This is a genomic window from Amycolatopsis sp. cmx-4-54 (assembly GCF_046548895.1).
Classification (GTDB): Bacteria; Actinomycetota; Actinomycetes; order Mycobacteriales; family Pseudonocardiaceae; genus Amycolatopsis.
This window is the reverse complement of the sequence record NZ_JAEBEJ010000005.1, coordinates 19604-36033: the sequence shown is the minus strand read 5'-3', so window position 1 is coordinate 36033 and position 16430 is coordinate 19604. Positions and strand designations below refer to the sequence as shown.

The 16430-nt window shown below is 68.4% G+C and carries 18 protein-coding genes; 8 read left to right on the top strand and 10 right to left on the bottom strand.

Annotation, left to right across the window (positions count from 1 at the left end; genetic code table 11):
- Nucleotides 1–18 precede the first annotated feature (18 nt).
- On the bottom strand, nucleotides 19–1245 hold the full coding sequence (locus tag ACLJQ7_RS17380; protein WP_410649249.1) for a cytochrome P450: 1227 nt from the start codon (nucleotides 1243–1245) through the stop codon (nucleotides 19–21).
- A 242-nt stretch (nucleotides 1246–1487) separates the two neighbouring features.
- Between ACLJQ7_RS17380 and ACLJQ7_RS17375 the strand changes: the two genes are divergently transcribed.
- On the top strand, nucleotides 1488–2651 hold the full coding sequence (locus ACLJQ7_RS17375; protein WP_410649248.1) for a steroid 3-ketoacyl-CoA thiolase: 1164 nt from the start codon (nucleotides 1488–1490) through the stop codon (nucleotides 2649–2651).
- A 235-nt stretch (nucleotides 2652–2886) separates the two neighbouring features.
- Here ACLJQ7_RS17375 and ACLJQ7_RS17370 read toward each other — a convergent pair whose 3' ends face one another.
- Both ACLJQ7_RS17370 and ACLJQ7_RS17365 read right to left on the bottom strand, forming a co-directional pair.
- A complete protein-coding gene (locus tag ACLJQ7_RS17370; protein WP_410649247.1) occupies nucleotides 2887–3372 on the bottom strand; it encodes a pyridoxamine 5'-phosphate oxidase family protein in 486 nt (161 codons plus the stop codon).
- Between the two features lie 39 nt (nucleotides 3373–3411).
- Nucleotides 3412–4257 carry an SCO6745 family protein gene (locus ACLJQ7_RS17365; protein WP_410649246.1) on the bottom strand — a complete coding sequence of 282 codons (846 nt, stop codon included), beginning with the start codon at nucleotides 4255–4257 and terminating at the stop codon, nucleotides 3412–3414.
- A gap of 63 nt (nucleotides 4258–4320) precedes the next feature.
- Between ACLJQ7_RS17365 and ACLJQ7_RS17360 the strand changes: the two genes are divergently transcribed.
- Nucleotides 4321–5190 (top strand): GNAT family N-acetyltransferase, encoded by an 870-nt coding sequence (locus ACLJQ7_RS17360; protein WP_410649245.1) that lies wholly within the window; start codon nucleotides 4321–4323, stop codon nucleotides 5188–5190.
- A 272-nt stretch (nucleotides 5191–5462) separates the two neighbouring features.
- Here the strand turns inward: ACLJQ7_RS17360 and ACLJQ7_RS17355 are convergent, their stop codons facing one another.
- A complete protein-coding gene (locus ACLJQ7_RS17355; protein ID WP_410649244.1) occupies nucleotides 5463–6368 on the bottom strand; it encodes an SDR family oxidoreductase in 906 nt (301 codons plus the stop codon).
- Complete coding sequence (locus ACLJQ7_RS17350) at nucleotides 6365–7162, bottom strand: SDR family oxidoreductase (protein WP_410649243.1); 798 nt, start codon at nucleotides 7160–7162, stop codon at nucleotides 6365–6367. Before ACLJQ7_RS17350 ends, ACLJQ7_RS17355 begins: the two co-directional genes overlap by 4 nt.
- A 91-nt stretch (nucleotides 7163–7253) precedes the next feature.
- On the opposite strand from ACLJQ7_RS17350, the gene ACLJQ7_RS17345 reads away from it, so the two are divergent.
- The 5 genes from ACLJQ7_RS17345 to ACLJQ7_RS17325 are packed head-to-tail and all read left to right on the top strand — an operon-like array spanning nucleotide 7254 to nucleotide 11451.
- Entirely contained in the window at nucleotides 7254–8003 is a 750-nt protein-coding gene (locus ACLJQ7_RS17345) for an enoyl-CoA hydratase family protein (protein ID WP_410649242.1), read from the top strand.
- The gene (locus tag ACLJQ7_RS17340; RefSeq protein ID WP_410649241.1) at nucleotides 8003–8863 is read left to right on the top strand and encodes a CoA transferase subunit A; all 861 of its coding nucleotides are present in this window, start codon (nucleotides 8003–8005) and stop codon (nucleotides 8861–8863) included. Before ACLJQ7_RS17345 ends, ACLJQ7_RS17340 begins: the two co-directional genes overlap by 1 nt.
- A complete protein-coding gene (locus ACLJQ7_RS17335; protein ID WP_410649240.1) occupies nucleotides 8860–9585 on the top strand; it encodes a CoA-transferase subunit beta in 726 nt (241 codons plus the stop codon). The genes ACLJQ7_RS17340 and ACLJQ7_RS17335 overlap by 4 nt, the downstream gene beginning before the upstream one ends.
- The gene (locus ACLJQ7_RS17330) at nucleotides 9582–10628 is read left to right on the top strand and encodes an NAD(P)H-dependent flavin oxidoreductase (RefSeq protein ID WP_410649239.1); all 1047 of its coding nucleotides are present in this window, start codon (nucleotides 9582–9584) and stop codon (nucleotides 10626–10628) included. Before ACLJQ7_RS17335 ends, ACLJQ7_RS17330 begins: the two co-directional genes overlap by 4 nt.
- 31 nt (nucleotides 10629–10659) lie before the next feature.
- Nucleotides 10660–11451 (top strand): alpha/beta fold hydrolase, encoded by a 792-nt coding sequence (locus tag ACLJQ7_RS17325; RefSeq protein WP_410649238.1) that lies wholly within the window; start codon nucleotides 10660–10662, stop codon nucleotides 11449–11451.
- Between the two features lie 309 nt (nucleotides 11452–11760).
- On the opposite strand, the gene ACLJQ7_RS17320 is transcribed toward ACLJQ7_RS17325, so the two are convergent.
- Nucleotides 11761–12237, bottom strand: coding sequence for a DUF2000 domain-containing protein (locus ACLJQ7_RS17320; protein ID WP_410649237.1), 477 nt, complete (start codon nucleotides 12235–12237; stop codon nucleotides 11761–11763).
- A gap of 103 nt (nucleotides 12238–12340) precedes the next feature.
- On the opposite strand from ACLJQ7_RS17320, the gene ACLJQ7_RS17315 reads away from it, so the two are divergent.
- Nucleotides 12341–12808 carry an Lrp/AsnC family transcriptional regulator gene (locus ACLJQ7_RS17315; RefSeq protein ID WP_034317178.1) on the top strand — a complete coding sequence of 156 codons (468 nt, stop codon included), beginning with the start codon at nucleotides 12341–12343 and terminating at the stop codon, nucleotides 12806–12808.
- Here ACLJQ7_RS17315 and ACLJQ7_RS17310 read toward each other — a convergent pair.
- The 4 genes from ACLJQ7_RS17310 to ACLJQ7_RS17295 all read right to left on the bottom strand — a co-directional run bounded on the left by ACLJQ7_RS17310 (nucleotide 12805) and on the right by ACLJQ7_RS17295 (nucleotide 16180).
- A complete protein-coding gene (locus tag ACLJQ7_RS17310) occupies nucleotides 12805–13362 on the bottom strand; it encodes a sugar O-acetyltransferase (RefSeq protein WP_410649236.1) in 558 nt (185 codons plus the stop codon). The two genes, ACLJQ7_RS17315 and ACLJQ7_RS17310, sit on opposite strands and share 4 nt — an antisense overlap.
- Nucleotides 13363–13570: 208 nt before the next feature.
- Nucleotides 13571–14674 (bottom strand): DUF1996 domain-containing protein, encoded by a 1104-nt coding sequence (locus ACLJQ7_RS17305; protein WP_410649235.1) that lies wholly within the window; start codon nucleotides 14672–14674, stop codon nucleotides 13571–13573.
- A gap of 202 nt (nucleotides 14675–14876) precedes the next feature.
- Nucleotides 14877–15632 carry an anti-sigma factor family protein gene (locus ACLJQ7_RS17300; RefSeq protein WP_410649234.1) on the bottom strand — a complete coding sequence of 252 codons (756 nt, stop codon included), beginning with the start codon at nucleotides 15630–15632 and terminating at the stop codon, nucleotides 14877–14879.
- Complete coding sequence (locus ACLJQ7_RS17295) at nucleotides 15629–16180, bottom strand: sigma-70 family RNA polymerase sigma factor (RefSeq protein ID WP_034317190.1); 552 nt, start codon at nucleotides 16178–16180, stop codon at nucleotides 15629–15631. Before ACLJQ7_RS17295 ends, ACLJQ7_RS17300 begins: the two co-directional genes overlap by 4 nt.
- Nucleotides 16181–16430 lie beyond the last annotated feature (250 nt).

Below are 16430 nucleotides of genomic sequence, written 5' to 3'. Positions count from 1 at the left end.
GTGCCCCACGGCACCGGTTCAGGCGTAGCGGACCTGGTAGTGCTTGATCCCGTTGAGCCAGCTCGACCGGAGCCGGTCCGGCGGGGACACTTCCGCGATGTCCGGCATGACATCGGCGATGGCGTTGAAGATCAGATCGATCTCCAGCCGCGCGAGATTGGCGCCGATGCAGTAGTGCGAACCCGTGCCGCCGAAGCCGACGTGCGGGTTGTCCTCGCGGAGGATGTCGAACTTCTCCGGCTCGTCGAAGTGGTCCGGGTCGAAGTTCGCGGAGCTGTAGAACATCCCGACCCGGTCACCCTTGCGGATGTGCTGCCCGCCGAGTTCGGTGTCCCGGGTCGCGGTGCGCTGGAAGGCGACCACCGGGGTGGCCCAGCGGACGATCTCGTCCGGGGCGGTCTTCGGCCGCTCCTTCTTGTAGAGCTCCCACTGATCGGGGTGATCGAGGAAGGCCTTCATCCCGTGGGTGATCGCGTTGCGCGTGGTCTCGTTGCCCGCGACGGCGAGCAGGATGACGAAGAAACCGAACTCGTCCGACGCCAGTGACTCACCGTCGACGTCGGCCTGCACCAGCTTCGTGACGATGTCGTCCATCGGGCATTTACGCCGCTCTTCGGCCATGTTCCAGGCGTAGCCGACGATCTCCGCGGAGGCGGCGAGCGGTTCGACCTCGTACTCGGGATCGTCGTAGGCGATCATCTGGTTCGACCAGTCGAAGACCTTGAGCCGGTCCTCCTGGGGGATACCGAGCAGTTCGGCGATGGCCTGCAAGGGAAGTTCGCACGCGACGTCGACGACGAAGTCGCCGGAGCCCTTTTTCTTGGCCTCGCTGACGATCCGCTCCGCGCGATCGCGCAGGGTGTCCTCGAGCTTCGAGATCGACCTCGGCGTGAAGCCCTTCGACACGATCCGCCGTAGCTTCGTGTGCTGCGGGGCGTCCATGTTGAGCAGGACCAGACGGTTGGCTTCGAGACTGTCGTCGGTCATGTTCTCGTCGAACCGGATGATCGCGGTCTTCTCCCGGGAGGAGAACAGCTCGCTGTCCCTCGACACCGCCTTGACGTCTTCGAGCCGGCTGACCACCCAGTAGCCGTCATCGCGGAAACCCGCGGTGTTGTGCGGCTGAGGGTTCCACCAGACCGGTGCCGTGCGGCGGAGTTCGGCGAACTCCTCCAGAGGCAGTCTGGTGGCGTAAAGATCCGGATCGGTGAAATCGAAACCGGCGGGGATCAGGGGAGCGGCCACGGGCTACCTCCTACGCGGTTCGCCAATGAAACACGTTCTAGACCCGATTGAAGCATACGGCGTTTACCAAGTGAAGGGTTTCTAGTGAAACCCGTTAACTGGGTCATCGCGGAGCATGCGACCCCGGAAAGAAGCAAGAACTGCGACCAGTGATCAAAATCGGGTCAACCCTGCGGCGACTTGCTCAAACCAAGAACGTGTTCTACTTTTTTGGTAGTGAACAGTGTTCCCAGGAGGCGAACGTGGGTAGTCCGGTGATCGTCGAGGCGGTCCGCACCCCTGTCGGCAAGCGCAGGGGCCACCTGGCGGGGCTGCATGCCGCCGAGATCCTCGGCGCGGCACAGCGCGCCCTGCTCGAACGCGCGGGACTGGACCCCGCGCTGGTCGAGCAGGCGATCGGCGGCGCCGTGACCCAGGCAGGCGAACAGGCGGGCAACGTCACGCGCACCGCGTGGCTGCACGCCGGGCTCCCCGAGACCACGGGTGCCACCACCATCGACGCCCAGTGCGGCTCGGCGCAGCAGGCGACACACCTGATCGCCGGGCTCATCGCGGCCGGTGCGATCGACGCCGGCGTCTCCTGCGGAGTCGAGGCGATGAGCCGGGTCCCGCTGGGCGCGAACCGCGGCGAGGGCATCGGCACGCCCCGTCCGGAGTCGTGGTCGATCGACATGCCCAACCAGTACGGCGCTGCTGAGCGGATCGCGGAACGCCGCGGGATCACCCGGCAGGACGTCGACCGGTTCGGCACCGAGTCCCAGGCCAAGGCCGCCGCCGCGTGGGCCGCGGGCCACTTCGACCGCGAGGTCGTCACGGTGAAGGCCCCCGTGCTCGGCGAGGACGGCGCGCCGACCGGCGAGACACGGCTGGTGACCCGCGACCAAGGACTCCGCGAGACGACCGTCGAAGGGCTCGCCAAGCTCAAGCCCGTCCTCGAAGGCGGCGTGCACACGGCCGGGACCTCGTCGCAGATCTCCGACGGCGCGGCCGCACTCCTCCTGATGGACTCGGGCCGCGCCAAGGCACTGGGCCTCAGGCCACGAGCGCGGATCGTCTCCCAGGCACTGGTCGGCGCGGAGCCGTACTACCACCTCGACGGCCCCGTGCAGGCGACCGAACGCGTCCTGGCCAAGGCGGGGATGGCGATCGGCGACCTCGACCTCTTCGAAGTCAACGAGGCGTTCGCTTCGGTGGTGTTGTCGTGGCAGCGGGTGCACCGGCCCGACGAGGGCAAGGTCAACGTGAACGGTGGCGCGATCGCGCTCGGGCATCCCGTCGGCAGCACCGGCGCCCGCCTGCTGACCACGGCGTTGCACGAACTGGAACGCCGGGACGCGAGCACCGCGCTGGTGACGATGTGCGCCGGCGGCGCGCTTTCCACCGGCACGATCATCGAACGGATCTAGGCACCCAGGCCGCGAGGTTTCGCTCAGGGTGAGGACCGCGAACGCGCGACCGCCACACGCCACCTGCCTTTGCGCCTAGGCTGTGTCCAAGCCTGTTCGATGGGCTTCGTGATCCAGGTGGTTCCTGGCGGTGCGGGCGGATCGGCCTCGTACCGGGTCGTACTCGGCCGCGTCCGCCCATGCAGTCAGGACCGCCTGGACGCGAAGATCGCGAACAAGACTTGCCGGACAGCGCCTAGCCCACGGCGACCTCGACCACCGGACCGTTGTCCGGCCTCGCGAGCCGTTTGCTCCCCTGGCCCTCCTCCCAGAAGTCGAAATAGATGGTGTTGCCCTCGACCCAGGTCAGCACCGCCTCGGTGAGGTCGAGCCGGAAGACGTGCGCCTCCCCATCGTCGCCCTGCAGGCGGGCGACCTCCGCCGGATCGGTGATCTCGACGGCCTTTCCCGACAGCTTCGCGTCCGCGCCGCCCTCGTCGATCGCCGAGGCGGCGTGGATCGCGAACCTGCCGTCGCGCTGTAGATCCTTCGCCTTTATCGCGCCGATCAGCGAACCGATCAGCAGGTCCCGTTCACGGAAATCGACCTCACTGCCACTGACCCTGGGCGAGCCGTCCCGCCGGATCGTCGCCAGCACATGCGACTTCGCCGCGGTGAACCGCTCTTTGATCTTCTCCGCCAGCGCGGGTGCCTCTTCACTGAACTGCTGCCACGTCGCCATGCGGACAGCGTCCCACCGGGGTCCGACAGTTTCGAGACCTCAGGGCCGCGGCGCCCCCATCGGATTCGGCAGCGGGATCGCCCCGGCGTCGAAGATCCGGCGGCTCAGCGGGACGGCGATCCGCACGGCCTCGGCGGCCCCGTCCTCGCCGAGTGCTTCGAGCGGGCCGGCGGCGAGCCGGTCGGTTTCGTCCTCGATCCGTTGGCGCAGCGCGATTCCCGGGGCGGTGAGGGTCAGGGCGCCGTCGAGGATGCCCCGTTCGGACAACCGCGCGACGCTCTCGTCCCACTCGTCGTCGGACCAGCCGCGGTTGACCTGGATGACCTCGCGGGTCACCGCTCCGCTGCCGATGTGGGTCATTGTCGTGTCGAGCCCGCGCAGTCCGGCGGCGACGGCGGAGAGCACGTGACCGTCCCCGCGATGCTCGCGCAACACCGTCGCCGCGAGCCACACCCGGCCGGCGGGCGTGGCGGGCCTGGTGACCGAGGACCAGGCGGCGGCGAGCGTCCTGGCCGCGTAGTCGGCGCCGGCGACGGCCTGTTCCAGGAGATCGGCGAGTTCCGCGAGCGGCGCGTCGGCGGGCAGGATCCGGTTCAGGGCTTCCTCGACGGCGGCCATCCGGCTCCGGAGCACGGCCGCGGGTTCGGCGTATTTCCACGCGTCGGGCAGGGATCGCGCGACCATCCTCGGGGCGAATCCGAAGAGCATCGCGGTCGCGGGCGGTTCCGGCAGTGGCCCGAGCGGTGCGACCCGGCCGGCGAAGTAGCCCATCCACCAGCTCGGCAGTCCCACCGCCTTGGCCGCGGCCGCCGTTTCCGGGGCGAAGTAGACGACGGCGTGCAGTGGCTCGACCGCTTCCCAGAGACGGCGCTGAAGTGACTTCACGCCTCCATCTTGCCTCGCCGAAAACCGGATGCGGCCGATCGCGGTGTGGTGTGTGATCGCGGCATGGCGATCACTTTGGAGAAGCCGGGACCCGACGGGTTGCCCGAGGCCGTGGACGCGCTGCGGGAGTGGCAATCCGAAGGCGTGGCTTGGCAGATACATCCTGGTGACCTCGGCTGGTTCTGGCGTTCGGGGGCCGAGGCCACGGCCGCGGCGGTCCGGATCTGGCGCCGGGACGGGCGGATCCTCGCCGTCGGGCTCCTGGACGGAGCCGACCTCCTGCGGCTCACGACCGCGCCCGACGTCCGCCGGGACGAAGACCTGGCGCGACGAATGACCGGAGACATCGCCGCGCCGGAACGCGGTGTGCTGCCGCCCGGGGAAGTGGCCGTCGAGGCGCCGATGGACGCGCTGCTCCAGGATCTGCTGCCCGGGCACGGTTGGCGCGCCGGCGAACCGTGGACACCGCTGAGCCTCGATCTCACCGAACCGGTGAAGGCCCCGGATCTGCGGATCGAAACCATCGGGCCGGAGGAGTGCCACGTATGGGCCGACGTGATGCGCGGAGCGTTCGACGGCTCGAAGTTCACCCCCGAGAAGTGGCACACGATGGCGACCGGCACGCCCTACGCCGAGGCCCGGTGCCTGGTCGGCTACGACGAGCGGGACGACGCCGTCGCGGCGGTGGCCGTGTGGTCGGCGGGTCCGGGCAAACCCGGTGTGCTGGAACCGATGGGCGTGCACCGGGAGCATGGCGGGCACGGTCATGGCAGGGCGATCACCGCCGCCGCGGCGGCGGCGCTCCGTGAGCTCGGCTCGTCGAGCGCGGGTGTGAACACGTCGAGTTCCAACGTCGCCGCCGTCGCGACCTACGAATCGGGTGGGTTCCGGCGGCTTCCCGAGGTCCGGGATCTCGCTCGGGGCGCCTCGTGAGCTACCGGGTCTGAGACTGTCCGCCACCCGGGCACCTGCAGTCACGGCGGCCGCGCGGGTGGTGTTGCGAAAGCCACTTTCGCAACCTTCAACGTTGCGAAAGTGGCTTTCGCAACCCTCCCACCCCGGCAGCAGGGGTGTCTCAGGGACCTGCTGATTGCGGGGGTGTTGGGCGCAGGCGCGTGAAGGCCCCCTTCCCTCGGCTCAGCCGAGGAAACTCGACCTTCACCCCTTGCCCCGTACAGGAAGGACCCCTTCCTGGCCCGAAAGACCTAAGCGCCGTAAACGGGTTCAGGCTCGGGAGCGTCCGCCAGCAGCTCCGCCACGACGGGCCCGAGTTCGGCGGGTGACCATCGGGAACCCTTGTCCCGCACCGTGCCGTGCCGCCAACCCTGCGCGATCGAGACGCGTCCGCCGTCGACCTCGAACACCCGGCCGGTGACCTCGGACGATTCCTCGCTGCCGAGCCACACCACCAGCGGCGACACGTTTTCCGGTGCCATGGCGTCGAAACCGCCCTCCGGCGCGGCCATGTCGTTGGCGAAAGCCACTTCGGTCATGCGGGTGCGGGCGGCTGGGGCGATCGCGTTCACGGTGACGCCGTAGCGCGCGAATTCGGTGGCGGCGACCAGCGTGAGTCCCAGGATCCCGGACTTCGCGGCCGCGTAGTTCCCCTGCCCGACGCTGCCGAGCAGACCCGCTCCCGAACTGGTGTTGATCACCCGCGCGGCCCGCTTCCGGCCCGCCTTCGCCTCGGCTCGCCAGTATTCGGCGGCGTGCCGCGTCGGCGCGAAATGCCCCTTCAGGTGGACGCGGATGACCGCGTCCCACTCGTCCTCGCCGAGGTTGACCAGCATCCGATCGCGCAGGAAACCCGCGTTGTTGACCAGGACGTCCAGCCCGCCGAAGCTCTCGACGGCCGTCCGCACCAGCGCCGCGGCGCCGTCCCACGACGCGATGTCGTCGGTGTTCGCCACCGCCTTGCCGCCGAGCGCCTCGATCTCGTCGACGACGTCCTGCGCGGGCCCGGCCGATCCTCCGCTTCCGTCGATCCCGGCGCCGAGGTCGTTCACCACCACCCGCGCGCCCTCGGTGGCGAACGCGAGCGCGTGCGCCCGTCCGATGCCCCGACCGGCTCCGGTCACCACCACGATCCGGCCGTCGGCGATCCCGCTCACACCGGCTCCTTTCGTTCTTTCACCAGGGAATTGGAAGCGGCGAGGAAGGCGGGTACCTCTCCCCCGCCGTGCACGGTCAGGCACGCGCCGCTGACGTAGGAAGCCAGCGAAGACGCCAGGAACACCGCGCAGGAACCGATCTCGTCCGGGTCGGCCAACCGTCCTAACGGGACGGTCGTACCCACCGCCTCGATACCCGCCTCGTCGCCGTAGTGCAGATGCGAGTGCTCCGTCCGCACCATGCCGACGTCGAGCGCGTTGACGCGCACCTTCGGCGCCCATTCGACGGCGAGTGACGCGGTCAAATTGTCGAGTCCCGCTTTCGCCGCGCCGTAGGACGCCGTCCCCGGCGACGGTCTCGTCGCGCTGACACTGCTGATGTTCACGATGACGCCGCCGCTTTCCTGCCGCTGCATGATCGCGTTCGCCGCGCGGGCGACGGTCAACGGCGCCAGCAGGTTCAGCGCGACGATCTTCTCGTGGAATCGCGGCGACGCGTTCGCCGCCTCGGCGTACGGCGCGCCGCCCGCGTTGTTGACCACGACGTCGAGCCTGCCGTGCCGCCGGACGACCTCTTCGACGAGCGCGTCGACCTCTTTCGGGTCGCGGACGTCGCAGGAGATGAACGTCGACGGCCTGTCCCCGGCGCAGACGGGCCGCTCGGGTTCGGTGCGCGCGCAGGTGACGACTTCGGCGCCGGCGCGCAGGAAAGTCCTGGTGACACCGGCGCCGACGCCGCGTACCCCGCCGGTCACCAGCACCACGGCGCCGTCGAGCCGGAGTTCGAGTGCCATGCCGGGCCTCCTTCACGTCGCTGTACCCGGGCCGGACGTCCTGCTAACGTACCAAGCAAGTGCTAGGTTTGGTAGCTGCGGAGGGTGCAAGATGACCGTTTCCACCCACTCACCGGAGCCCGGCATCGCCGTGGTCACGGTCGACGCGCCCCCGGTGAACGCGCTGAGCGTGAAGGGTTGGTTCGCCCTCGCGTCCGCCGTCACCGACGCCGGACGCGATCCGGCGACCCACGTGGTGGTGCTGCGCGCGGAGGGCCGCGGGTTCAACGCCGGGGTCGACATCAAGGAGATCCAGCGCGACCCGGGGTATGGCGCGCTGATCGGCGCCAACGAGGGTTGCGCGGCGGCGTTTTCCGCCGTGTACGACTGCGCCGTCCCGGTGATCGCCGCGGTGCAAGGCTTCTGTCTCGGCGGCGGGGTCGGCCTGATCGGCAACGCGGACGTGGTGATCGCCAGCGAGGACGCGACCTTCGGGCTTCCGGAGGTCGATCGCGGCGCGCTCGGCGCGGCGACCCATCTCTCGCGGCTGGTCCCCCAGCATCTGATGCGGGCCCTGTATTACACGGCTTCGACGATCACGGCGGATCAGTTGCACCACCACGGTTCGGTCTACGCCGTGGTTTCGCGGGAGGAACTCGACGAGACCGCGCTCGGTGTCGCGCGGCAGATCGCGGCGAAGGACACCCGTGTGATCCGCGCCGCGAAACAGGCCATCAACGGCATCGACGTCCAGCCCGTGCACCGCAGCTACCGCTTCGAGCAGGGATTCACCTTCGAACTCAACCTCGCGGGCGTCTCGGACGGCGCGCGCCAGGAGTTCTTGGACGGTAAGGGGAAGTGATGGCCGACAAGCGGATGACGCCGGACGAGATCGCCGCCGAACTGCGGGACGGCATGACGATCGGGATCGGTGGCTGGGGCTCACGACGTAAGCCCATGGCGCTGGTGCGCGCGATCCTGCGGTCGCCGGTCAAGGATCTCACCGTGGTCTCCTACGGCGGCCCGGACGTCGGACTGCTGGCGTCGGCGGGCAAGATCAAGCATCTCGTCTTCGGCTTCGTCACCCTGGACTCGATCCCCTACGACCCGTGGTTCTCCCGGGCACGGGAAGCCGGCTCGATCACCGTCACGGAGTACGACGAAGGTGTTTTCGGGACCGGCCTTTCCGCTGCCGCGCAACGGCTTCCGTTCCTTCCGACGCGGGCGGGCCTCGGCTCCGGCGTCAGGGACCTGAACCCGTCTTTGCGCACCGTCCGCTCGCCGTACGACGACGCCGAAGAACTGCTGGCCGTGCCCGCGCTCGAACTCGACGCGGCCTTCGTCCATCTCAACCGCGCCGACGCCCGGGGCAACGCGCAGTACCTCGGACCCGACCCGTACTTCGACGAACTGTTCGCCCTCGCCGCCGAAAAGTGTTACGTGTCCGCGGAAAAGATCGTGGAGACGGCGGAGCTCACCGACGCGGGGCCGGTGCAGAGCCTGCTGCTGAGCCGGATGCTCGTCACCGGGGTGGCCGAAACACCGAACGGCGCGCATTTCACCACCGCCGTTCCGGACTACGGGCGCGATGAGCTCTTCCAGCGTCACTACGCCGAAGCGGCCAAGGATCTCGACGCGTGGCCGAAGTTCGTCGACAGGTTCCTGTCCGGCGACGAAGCGCACTACCAGAAGGCCGTCGCCGAATTCGGGGAGTCCGCATGAGTGACATCAGCCGTGCCGAGGTGGCTGTCGTGGCCTGCGCCGAATTGTTCCGGGGTGACGGCGAAATCGTGGTGAGCCCCATGGGCTTCATCCCGTCGCTGGGCGCCCGGCTCGCCAGGCTGACGTTCGAGCCGGACATCCTGCTGTCCGACGGTGAGGCGTATCTGATGACGCCGGACGCCGTCATCGAAGGCTGGCAACCGTTCCGCAAGGTCCTCGACACCGTGGTGCCGCGCGGAAAACGGCATGTGGTGATGGGCGCCAACCAGATCGACGGCGAGGGGAACCAGAACATCTCGGCGATCGGCGACCATTCCCGGCCCAAGAAACAACTTCTCGGCGTGCGGGGCGGGCCGGGCAACACGGCCAACCACCGCACGAGTTACTGGGTTCCGCGGCACGGCAAGCGGGTCTTCGTCGATCAGGTCGACGTCGTGTCCGGTGTCGGCTACGCCAGGGCACGCGAGGCGGGACTTCGGCATCACGACGTCCACCGCGTCGTCACCAACCTCGGCGTCCTGGACTTCGGCGGTGAAGACCACGCGCCGAGGCTGCTTTCCGTGCATCCGGGGGTTTCCGTGGACGAGGTCGTCGAGGCGACGTCGTTCCCGCTGATCACCGACGGGGTCACCGAATCCCGGCTGCCGACCGAGTCCGAACTGCTCCTGATCCGCACCAGCCTGGATCCGAAGTCCCTGCGGGACAAGGAAGTCCCGTCGTGAAGACCGCGCTGACCGAACTGGCCGGGATCCGGCATCCGATCGTGCAGACCGGGATGGGCTGGGTCGCCGGGCCGCGGCTGGTGTCCGCGACGGCCGAGGCGGGCGGTCTCGGCATCCTCGCGTCCGCCACGATGACCTACGACGAACTGGCGGCGGCCATCAAGGAGGTCAAGAGCCGCACGTCTCAGCCGTTCGGCGTCAACCTCCGCGCGGACGCCGAAGACGCCGCGCGCCGGGTCGAGCTGCTCATCACCGAAGAGGTCCGCGTCGCGTCCTTCGCGCTCGCGCCGAAGAAGGACATGATCGCGCGGCTCAAGGACAACGGCGTCCTCGTCGTGCCTTCGGTCGGCGCGGCCAGGCATGCGGAGAAGGTCGCGGGCTGGGGTGCCGACGCGGTCATCGTGCAGGGCGGCGAGGGCGGCGGGCACACCGGCGGGGTCGCGACGACCCTGTTGCTGCCTTCGGTGCTCGACGCGGTCGACATCCCGGTGGTCGCGGCCGGCGGCTTCTTCGACGGCCGGGGGCTGGCGGCCGCGCTCGCCTACGGGGCGGCCGGTGTCGCCATGGGCACCCGGTTCCTCCTGACGAGGGAAAGCACCGTCCCGGAGGAGATCAAGCAGGCGTACCTCGCCCGTGACCTCAACGGCACCGTCGTCACCCGGAAGGTGGACGGGATGCCGCATCGCGTGCTCCGGACGGAACTGGTCGACGCGCTGGAGTCCGCCGGTCCGGTGAGCGGCCTCGCCCGCGCCGCCCGCAACGCCGCGAAGTTCCGCGAGCTGACCGGTCTGTCGTGGCGCTCGCTGGTGACCGAAGGGCTGCGGATGAAACGCGGTGGCGACCGGACGTGGTCGCAGGTCCTGATGGCCGCCAACACACCGATGCTGTTGCGTGCCGGGCTCGTCGAGGGCGACCGGAGCGCCGGGGTGCTGGCATCCGGGCAGGTCGTCGGCCTGCTCGACGACCTGCCCGCGGTCGGCGACCTGATCGAGACGATCGTCGCCGACGCGACCGGCATCCTCCGGCGGCTGGCCTCGGAGTGAGGGTCCGGGCACGCTGTGCTTGACTTCGGCCATGATCTCGGAGAGTCGTTGTCCGGTCGAGGACGGCGAGCTGTACGTCCGCACCACCGGCGAAGGGCCGCTTCTGCTCCTGATCGCGGGCGGGCTGGGCTCGGCGGACACCTTCCGGGCGATGACGAAACTGCTCGCGGACGACTACACCGTCGTCACCTACGACCGGCGCGGTCACTTCCGCAGCACGGACACCAGCACCGGACCGGTCAGCGTGCCGAAGCAGGCCGACGACGCCCACGCGGTGCTCCAGCACGTCGGGGGCGCCCCCGCGAGCGTGTTCGGCACCAGCGCGGGCGCCATGATCGGCCTCGACCTCGTGGCCCGTTACCCGGACGCGGCGACGGTGCTGGTCGCGCACGAACCGCCGGCCATCCAGCTGCTGCCGGACGCGCTCGGCTGGCTCGACGAGGCCAGCGCGCAGGTCCGGCTCGCGCAGGCGGGTGACCTGATGGGGGCGTTCAAACGGTTCACCGACGGGATCGCCGGCGCCGCGCTGCCCGAGCTGCGCGCGATCCGGCTGCCGAACGAGGAAGACTGGAAACGGCTGTTCGGCCGCGAGCTGGCCGAAATCCTCGACTACCTTCCCGATCTGCGGGCACTGCGGCGGAGCAGGACCGAGATCGTCCCCGTCGCGGGTGTCGGCAGCCGAGGGCACTACCACTACCAGCCCGCGAAGATCCTCGCGCTCGAACTGGGGTTGCCGTTCACGGAGATGCCGGGCGCGCATCTGGCGCCGCAGCGCAATCCCGCCCAGTTCACCGAAGCGCTGCGGGACCTCCTCGAGGCCTGATTCTGGCTTCGCTGGCCGCGGGACAGCTGTGGGTTCTTGAGGCGGTGTAAGACCCGGGTGGGTCGGGTCTCGTGACCGATCGGACGACACGCGTGATCCGGCGGACGACACGCGTGACTGGACGGACGACACGACTACGGCCGGGGTTCCGCCGCGAGTCGTCCGCCTGATCACGCGTGTCGTCCGTCCAATCACGCGTGTCGTCCGTCCAATCACGCGTGTCGTCGTGCACCCGCGGTGGGTACTCAAGACACCATTGGCCCTAACCCGAATCGCCGCTCACGACCACCTGTACCGGGGGCCACCCGGTCACGGCATCAGCGGCAGTTTCCCGACCAGCTTGTCGATCCGGTTGCGCGGGCCGACGATGCCGATCGCGCAGAAGTCCATCTCCTCGGCCGGGATCTCCTTCATCGTCGCGAGGAAATCGGTGTAGACCCGGATCTGCTGGGCGACGGCGGGCATGTCGGCGACGTGACAGCCCGGCGAGGCCGCCGCCTTGGCACGGATGGTCCGGAGCTTCGCGGCGTCGGCCGACAGGATCGAGCAACCGACCCAGGGCAAACCCGTGTAGTGCTCGCCGTCCGCGTCGACCGCTTCGTCTCCCAGGAGCCCGGTCACGGACTTCGCCGTGGCGACGGCGGTGCAGACCGCCGCGTTCACCGCCCGGCCGGGCGGCAGGTCGCTGTTGACCACGATGACCCATTTCAACCGGGCCGAACGGGTGGACGCGGTGAAGTCGATCTCCTCGGGGGCGAATCCGATGGCCGTACCGTACTCGGACATTCAGCTGATCTCCTACTCACATCAACGGATGAACAAGGTCAAGCTAAGAGGACATACGAGTAGAGTCCACCGTGTTCGTACTTAATACGGCGAGAGGGCCGAGATGGCGCGACTGGACGAACTTGATAAGGCGATCCTGGCGCAATTGCAGTCGGACGCACGGAAGACCAACCGCGAAGTGGCCGCCGCGGTGGGCGTTTCGCCGACCACCGCGCTGGACCGCACCCGCGGGCTGCGGGAACGCGGCGTGATCCGCGGCGCGCTGCTGGACGTGGACCTGCCGTCGATCGGCCGCGGCGTGCAGGCGCTCATCGCGGTGCGCGTGCGCCCGCCCTCACGGCGCAACATCGAGGGCTTCCGGAACTGGGTCAACGCGCTGCCCGACCTCGTCGGGCTCTACGTGACCACCGGGACCGAGGATTTCATCCTGCATGTGGCGGTGCCCGACAACGACAGCCTCTACGCCTTCGTGATCGACAAGCTGACCGAACGCCCCGAGGTGGCCGACGTGCGCACCTCCATGGTGTTCGAGCACAGCCGCCGCACCAAGATCACACCGGTGGACCGCTAGAGCTCCCGGATGACGCGGGCCGGGTTGCCCGCCGCGAACACCTTCGACGGCAGGTCACGCGTGACGACACTGCCCGCGCCCACCACCACGTCGTCCCCGATGGTCACTCCGGCGCACACGATGACCCCACCGCCGAACCAGACGTTGTCCCCGATGGTGATCGGGGCGGCCGACTCCCAGCGTTGCCGCCGCAGTTCGTGGTCCTCCATGGGATGCAGGGCGGTCAGCAGCTGGCAGCGCGGGCCGATCGAGCAGTCCGAGCCGATCTTGATCGGCGCGCAGTCGAGCAGGATGGCGTCGTAGTTGAGGAAGCTGTTGGCGCCGATCTCGATCAGATAGCCGTAGTCGCACTGGAACCGCGGCATGATCCAGGAGCCCTCGCCGAGCTTTCCCAGCAGCTCGCGCAGAATCGTGTCCCGCTCACCGGTCTCCTCGGCGCCCGTGCCGTTGAACCGGTCGACGAGTGCCTGCGCGCGCCTGCGATCGGCGACCAGTTCAGGGTCGTTGTCCCGGTACAACTCGCCGCGCAGCATGCGCTCCTTCTGCTCGCCCATGCCACCAAACTACCGAAAGCGTCCCGCCGGCGAGCGTCCCGAGGGAAGCCGCCGACAGGACGGGGTGAATGCTTGCGGAGCGTTCTTCAGTTGTGTCGATCGGTTTCCGGGTAGGGCCGGCCCGGCGGATGGGTGAGGTGTAGGGGGGACCCGCCGGGCCGGGGTATCTTCCTTTCTCTTCGCAGGTTCCTGCTTCCGCTTCAGGGCGTCATTCGCGGCACTCGCGGCCTTCGTTGACGCAGTCGACGAGGCGATCCATGATCCGGTCGGACATCACGTTCGCGAAATCGTCATGGTCGGAGAACGGGTTGTGCTCCTCCTCCGGGAAGGAGTCCACTTTGTACTGGCCGTTGACCTGGACTTCCCGGGGGATCGCGTAGGTCAGCGAGATGGTGAGCTCCGGGACGGCGGTCAGGCCGTTCGCGCATGCGCCGTTCTCGTCCGGGTACTTGATGTGGTCCCGATGGTTCTCGCTGTCGATGTTGTCGCCGTCGAGACAGCTCGGGAACGTGTGCACCCGCTTGACGTCACTGCCCTCGGGGCAGATCGGGTACTGCTTGATGAGCCTGTTCTCGAAGCCGGTGCAGGTCCAGCTCTCCCGCGCGTTGGCGGGACCGTTCGTGCTGACTTTCGCGTCACCGTAAAGGATCCGGAGGAACTTCGGCATCTCCTCCACCTTTTCCCTGGCGTTACCCTTGAAGGTGATGTCGACGACCGCGGGGCGCTGGATCTCCCCCTCGTTGCCGGCGAGTTCGTTGTCCGCGTCCGGTTCTTGCAGCTGCGCCTCGTCCTGCTGGTTCTCGTTCTGGTTCTGGTCGTTCCGCTGCCGGTTTCGGTCAGCCTGCCGCTGCTCCTGGGCTTCCTCCGCGGTGTCGATCCGCACCACCGGCCAGAAGTACGTCGACTCGTCGCCGTTGCGACAAGTGGTGCCGGCGCCCAGCAGGCTGTCGTTGTCCGAATCCGCGTCCGTGGAAAGGTTTCCGACGTAATCGTGCAGATGCTGGGCGCCGTTGCGCACACCCGGCTGCGCGATGAAGTTGTCGGGATTGAAATGCCCGTTCTCGTTCCGGCCGCAGTCGACGGTGAACGAGCCGGTGGAGGCGTTCCGGCCCGGCTCCGGCTTGTCGACGTTCGGCCGGACCCGGGTGATGTCCACGAACTGCGACCTGTCAGCCTCGTCCGCGGCGGCGCGTTCGGGGTCGCCGGTCGTGGTGGACACCACCAGCCCACCGACCGCGATCGACAACCCCAGCAACGCGGTCGCGATCTTGGTCCTGCGGGCGATCCGATGGCGCCCTTGATTTCGTGCCATTAGCTGCTCACCTCATTCTTTTCCGGGCACGCCGACCACTCGCACCCGGGCATGAGCCACGCATTTGTCGAATACGCCGATTACCGCATTCGCGGCGAACCCTTTTGTTCGCCCGCCGATTCAGATCCGGCTACTGGGGAATACGGCTCCAGCCGAGGATCGGTTCAAAACGCGATCCGGCCGTTATCTTTTCGTTATATGACTACCGGCGCACGGTGGCCAGCACGGTGCCGTCCCGCTTGAGCACCTCAAAGCGTTCGATGTCGGCCTTCTGCAAGGCCGTCGAACCGGTGATGACGAGCGGTGCCGGGGAACCGGGCACGCCGTACCCCTTGCCGGGCACGCTCCAGTTGTTGACGACGTAGGCCTCTCCGCCGTGGGAGTAGGCGAAAAGCTGGCAGGTCATCGGGCCGACGAGACCGCGCAGTTCGAGTTCGACCGCGCTGCCCCACTCCTTCTCCTGCACCGTGACCTCGGCGGCGACCGCGTTGCCCGCCTCGGACCAGCCGAACGGGGCGGCGCCGCCGTCCGGGCCCGTCTCGCGTTCCCGCGACGACGACGGAGGCGGCACCACCGAGGTGACGACCATGGGCGCGGCTTGCGTTATGACCGGCTCACGGTCGGTGAGCGAGAGGACGGCGAGCGGCCCGCCGACGACGAGCACGAGCACGGCGGCCGCCGTCGCGAGCCGGACGACCTTGCGGCGACGGCCCGCCTTGGCCGCGTCCGCGAGCAGCATCCGCAGCACTCGCGGTCCCGGCCCCTTCACGGGCGGGTCCGGCCAGCTCTTCTTGACCATGTCGAGAATGTCGGGCAGGTGGTACATCTCCACCAGTTCGACCTGACACTCGGGGCACTCCAGCAGATGTGCTTCGAACCTGGCGTGGTCCTCTTCGCCGAGGACGCCGAGCACGTAGGCGGCGATGTCCGTGTGGACCGCTCCGGACACCTCGCTCACCCCCGCTCCTGCAACGCCCTGCGCAACGCGCGCACGGCGTGGTGGATCCGCGATTTCACCGTACCCGGCGGGACCCCGAGCGTCGCCGCGACCTCGTTCACGGTGCGGTCACGAAGATAGGTCTGCTGAACGGCCTCACGTTGTTCCGGGGAAAGATTGCGCAGGGCCTCGTAAACGATCATGGCCGCGAGCGTCTTCTCCGATTCGTCCGGCACTCCGATCGAATCCGACTCCAGTTCCTCCACCTCTTGAGGGCGGGCGCTCCGGCTCCGCCAGCCGTCGATGACGATGCGCCTGGCCACGGTGAACAGCCAGGCGCGCAGCATTTCCGGCTGCCGGTCGAGTTTGCCGGCGTTGCGCCACGCTTTGATGAGCGTCTCCTGGACCACGTCTTCGGCCCACTGGCGATCGTGGCCGGTCAGCTTCAGCACGAACGCCATCAGGCTGGATCCGAACTCCTGGTACAACGCCCTGATGAGGTCGTCATGCCCGTTCGACGCGGGTTCATGATCGACTATTGGCTGCAGTATCCGAGAGTGGCGTCCCACGCGGCACATCTTTGTGGGCTCAGGGGCGATAAGTCCAGTACCAAAACCGTTCCGGCCCGGTTCGCCGAGCACGGGAAAGTTTTTTGAACCGTTTCCCGCTCGTGACCGTATCCCCTACCGAAGACCCCGACCCGGCGCTGTCCCCCGCACCGCCGAATCCACTGTGGATCATGACTGTCCATAGTGGACCTAAACCTGCCTGCGCACCATCTCCCCGCGGTGATGGCGTTCTCCTCTGGCCCCGACAGGA

Coding starts and splice junctions, on each gene's coding strand:
- ACLJQ7_RS17310 (WP_410649236.1), bottom strand. CDS start 13,362: ATGGGCGAGCAGAAGGAGCGCATGCTGCGCGGCGAGTTGTACCGGGAC.
- ACLJQ7_RS17320 (WP_410649237.1), bottom strand. CDS start 12,237: ATGTCCGAGTACGGTACGGCCATCGGATTCGCCCCCGAGGAGATCGAC.
- ACLJQ7_RS17350 (WP_410649243.1), bottom strand. CDS start 7,162: ATGGCACTCGAACTCCGGCTCGACGGCGCCGTGGTGCTGGTGACCGGC.
- ACLJQ7_RS17360 (WP_410649245.1), top strand. CDS start 4,321: ATGGCGATCACTTTGGAGAAGCCGGGACCCGACGGGTTGCCCGAGGCC.
- ACLJQ7_RS17305 (WP_410649235.1), bottom strand. CDS start 14,674: ATGGCACGAAATCAAGGGCGCCATCGGATCGCCCGCAGGACCAAGATC.
- ACLJQ7_RS17315 (WP_034317178.1), top strand. CDS start 12,341: ATGGCGCGACTGGACGAACTTGATAAGGCGATCCTGGCGCAATTGCAG.
- ACLJQ7_RS17335 (WP_410649240.1), top strand. CDS start 8,860: ATGAGTGACATCAGCCGTGCCGAGGTGGCTGTCGTGGCCTGCGCCGAA.
- ACLJQ7_RS17325 (WP_410649238.1), top strand. CDS start 10,660: ATGATCTCGGAGAGTCGTTGTCCGGTCGAGGACGGCGAGCTGTACGTC.
- ACLJQ7_RS17345 (WP_410649242.1), top strand. CDS start 7,254: ATGACCGTTTCCACCCACTCACCGGAGCCCGGCATCGCCGTGGTCACG.
- ACLJQ7_RS17340 (WP_410649241.1), top strand. CDS start 8,003: ATGGCCGACAAGCGGATGACGCCGGACGAGATCGCCGCCGAACTGCGG.
- ACLJQ7_RS17370 (WP_410649247.1), bottom strand. CDS start 3,372: ATGGCGACGTGGCAGCAGTTCAGTGAAGAGGCACCCGCGCTGGCGGAG.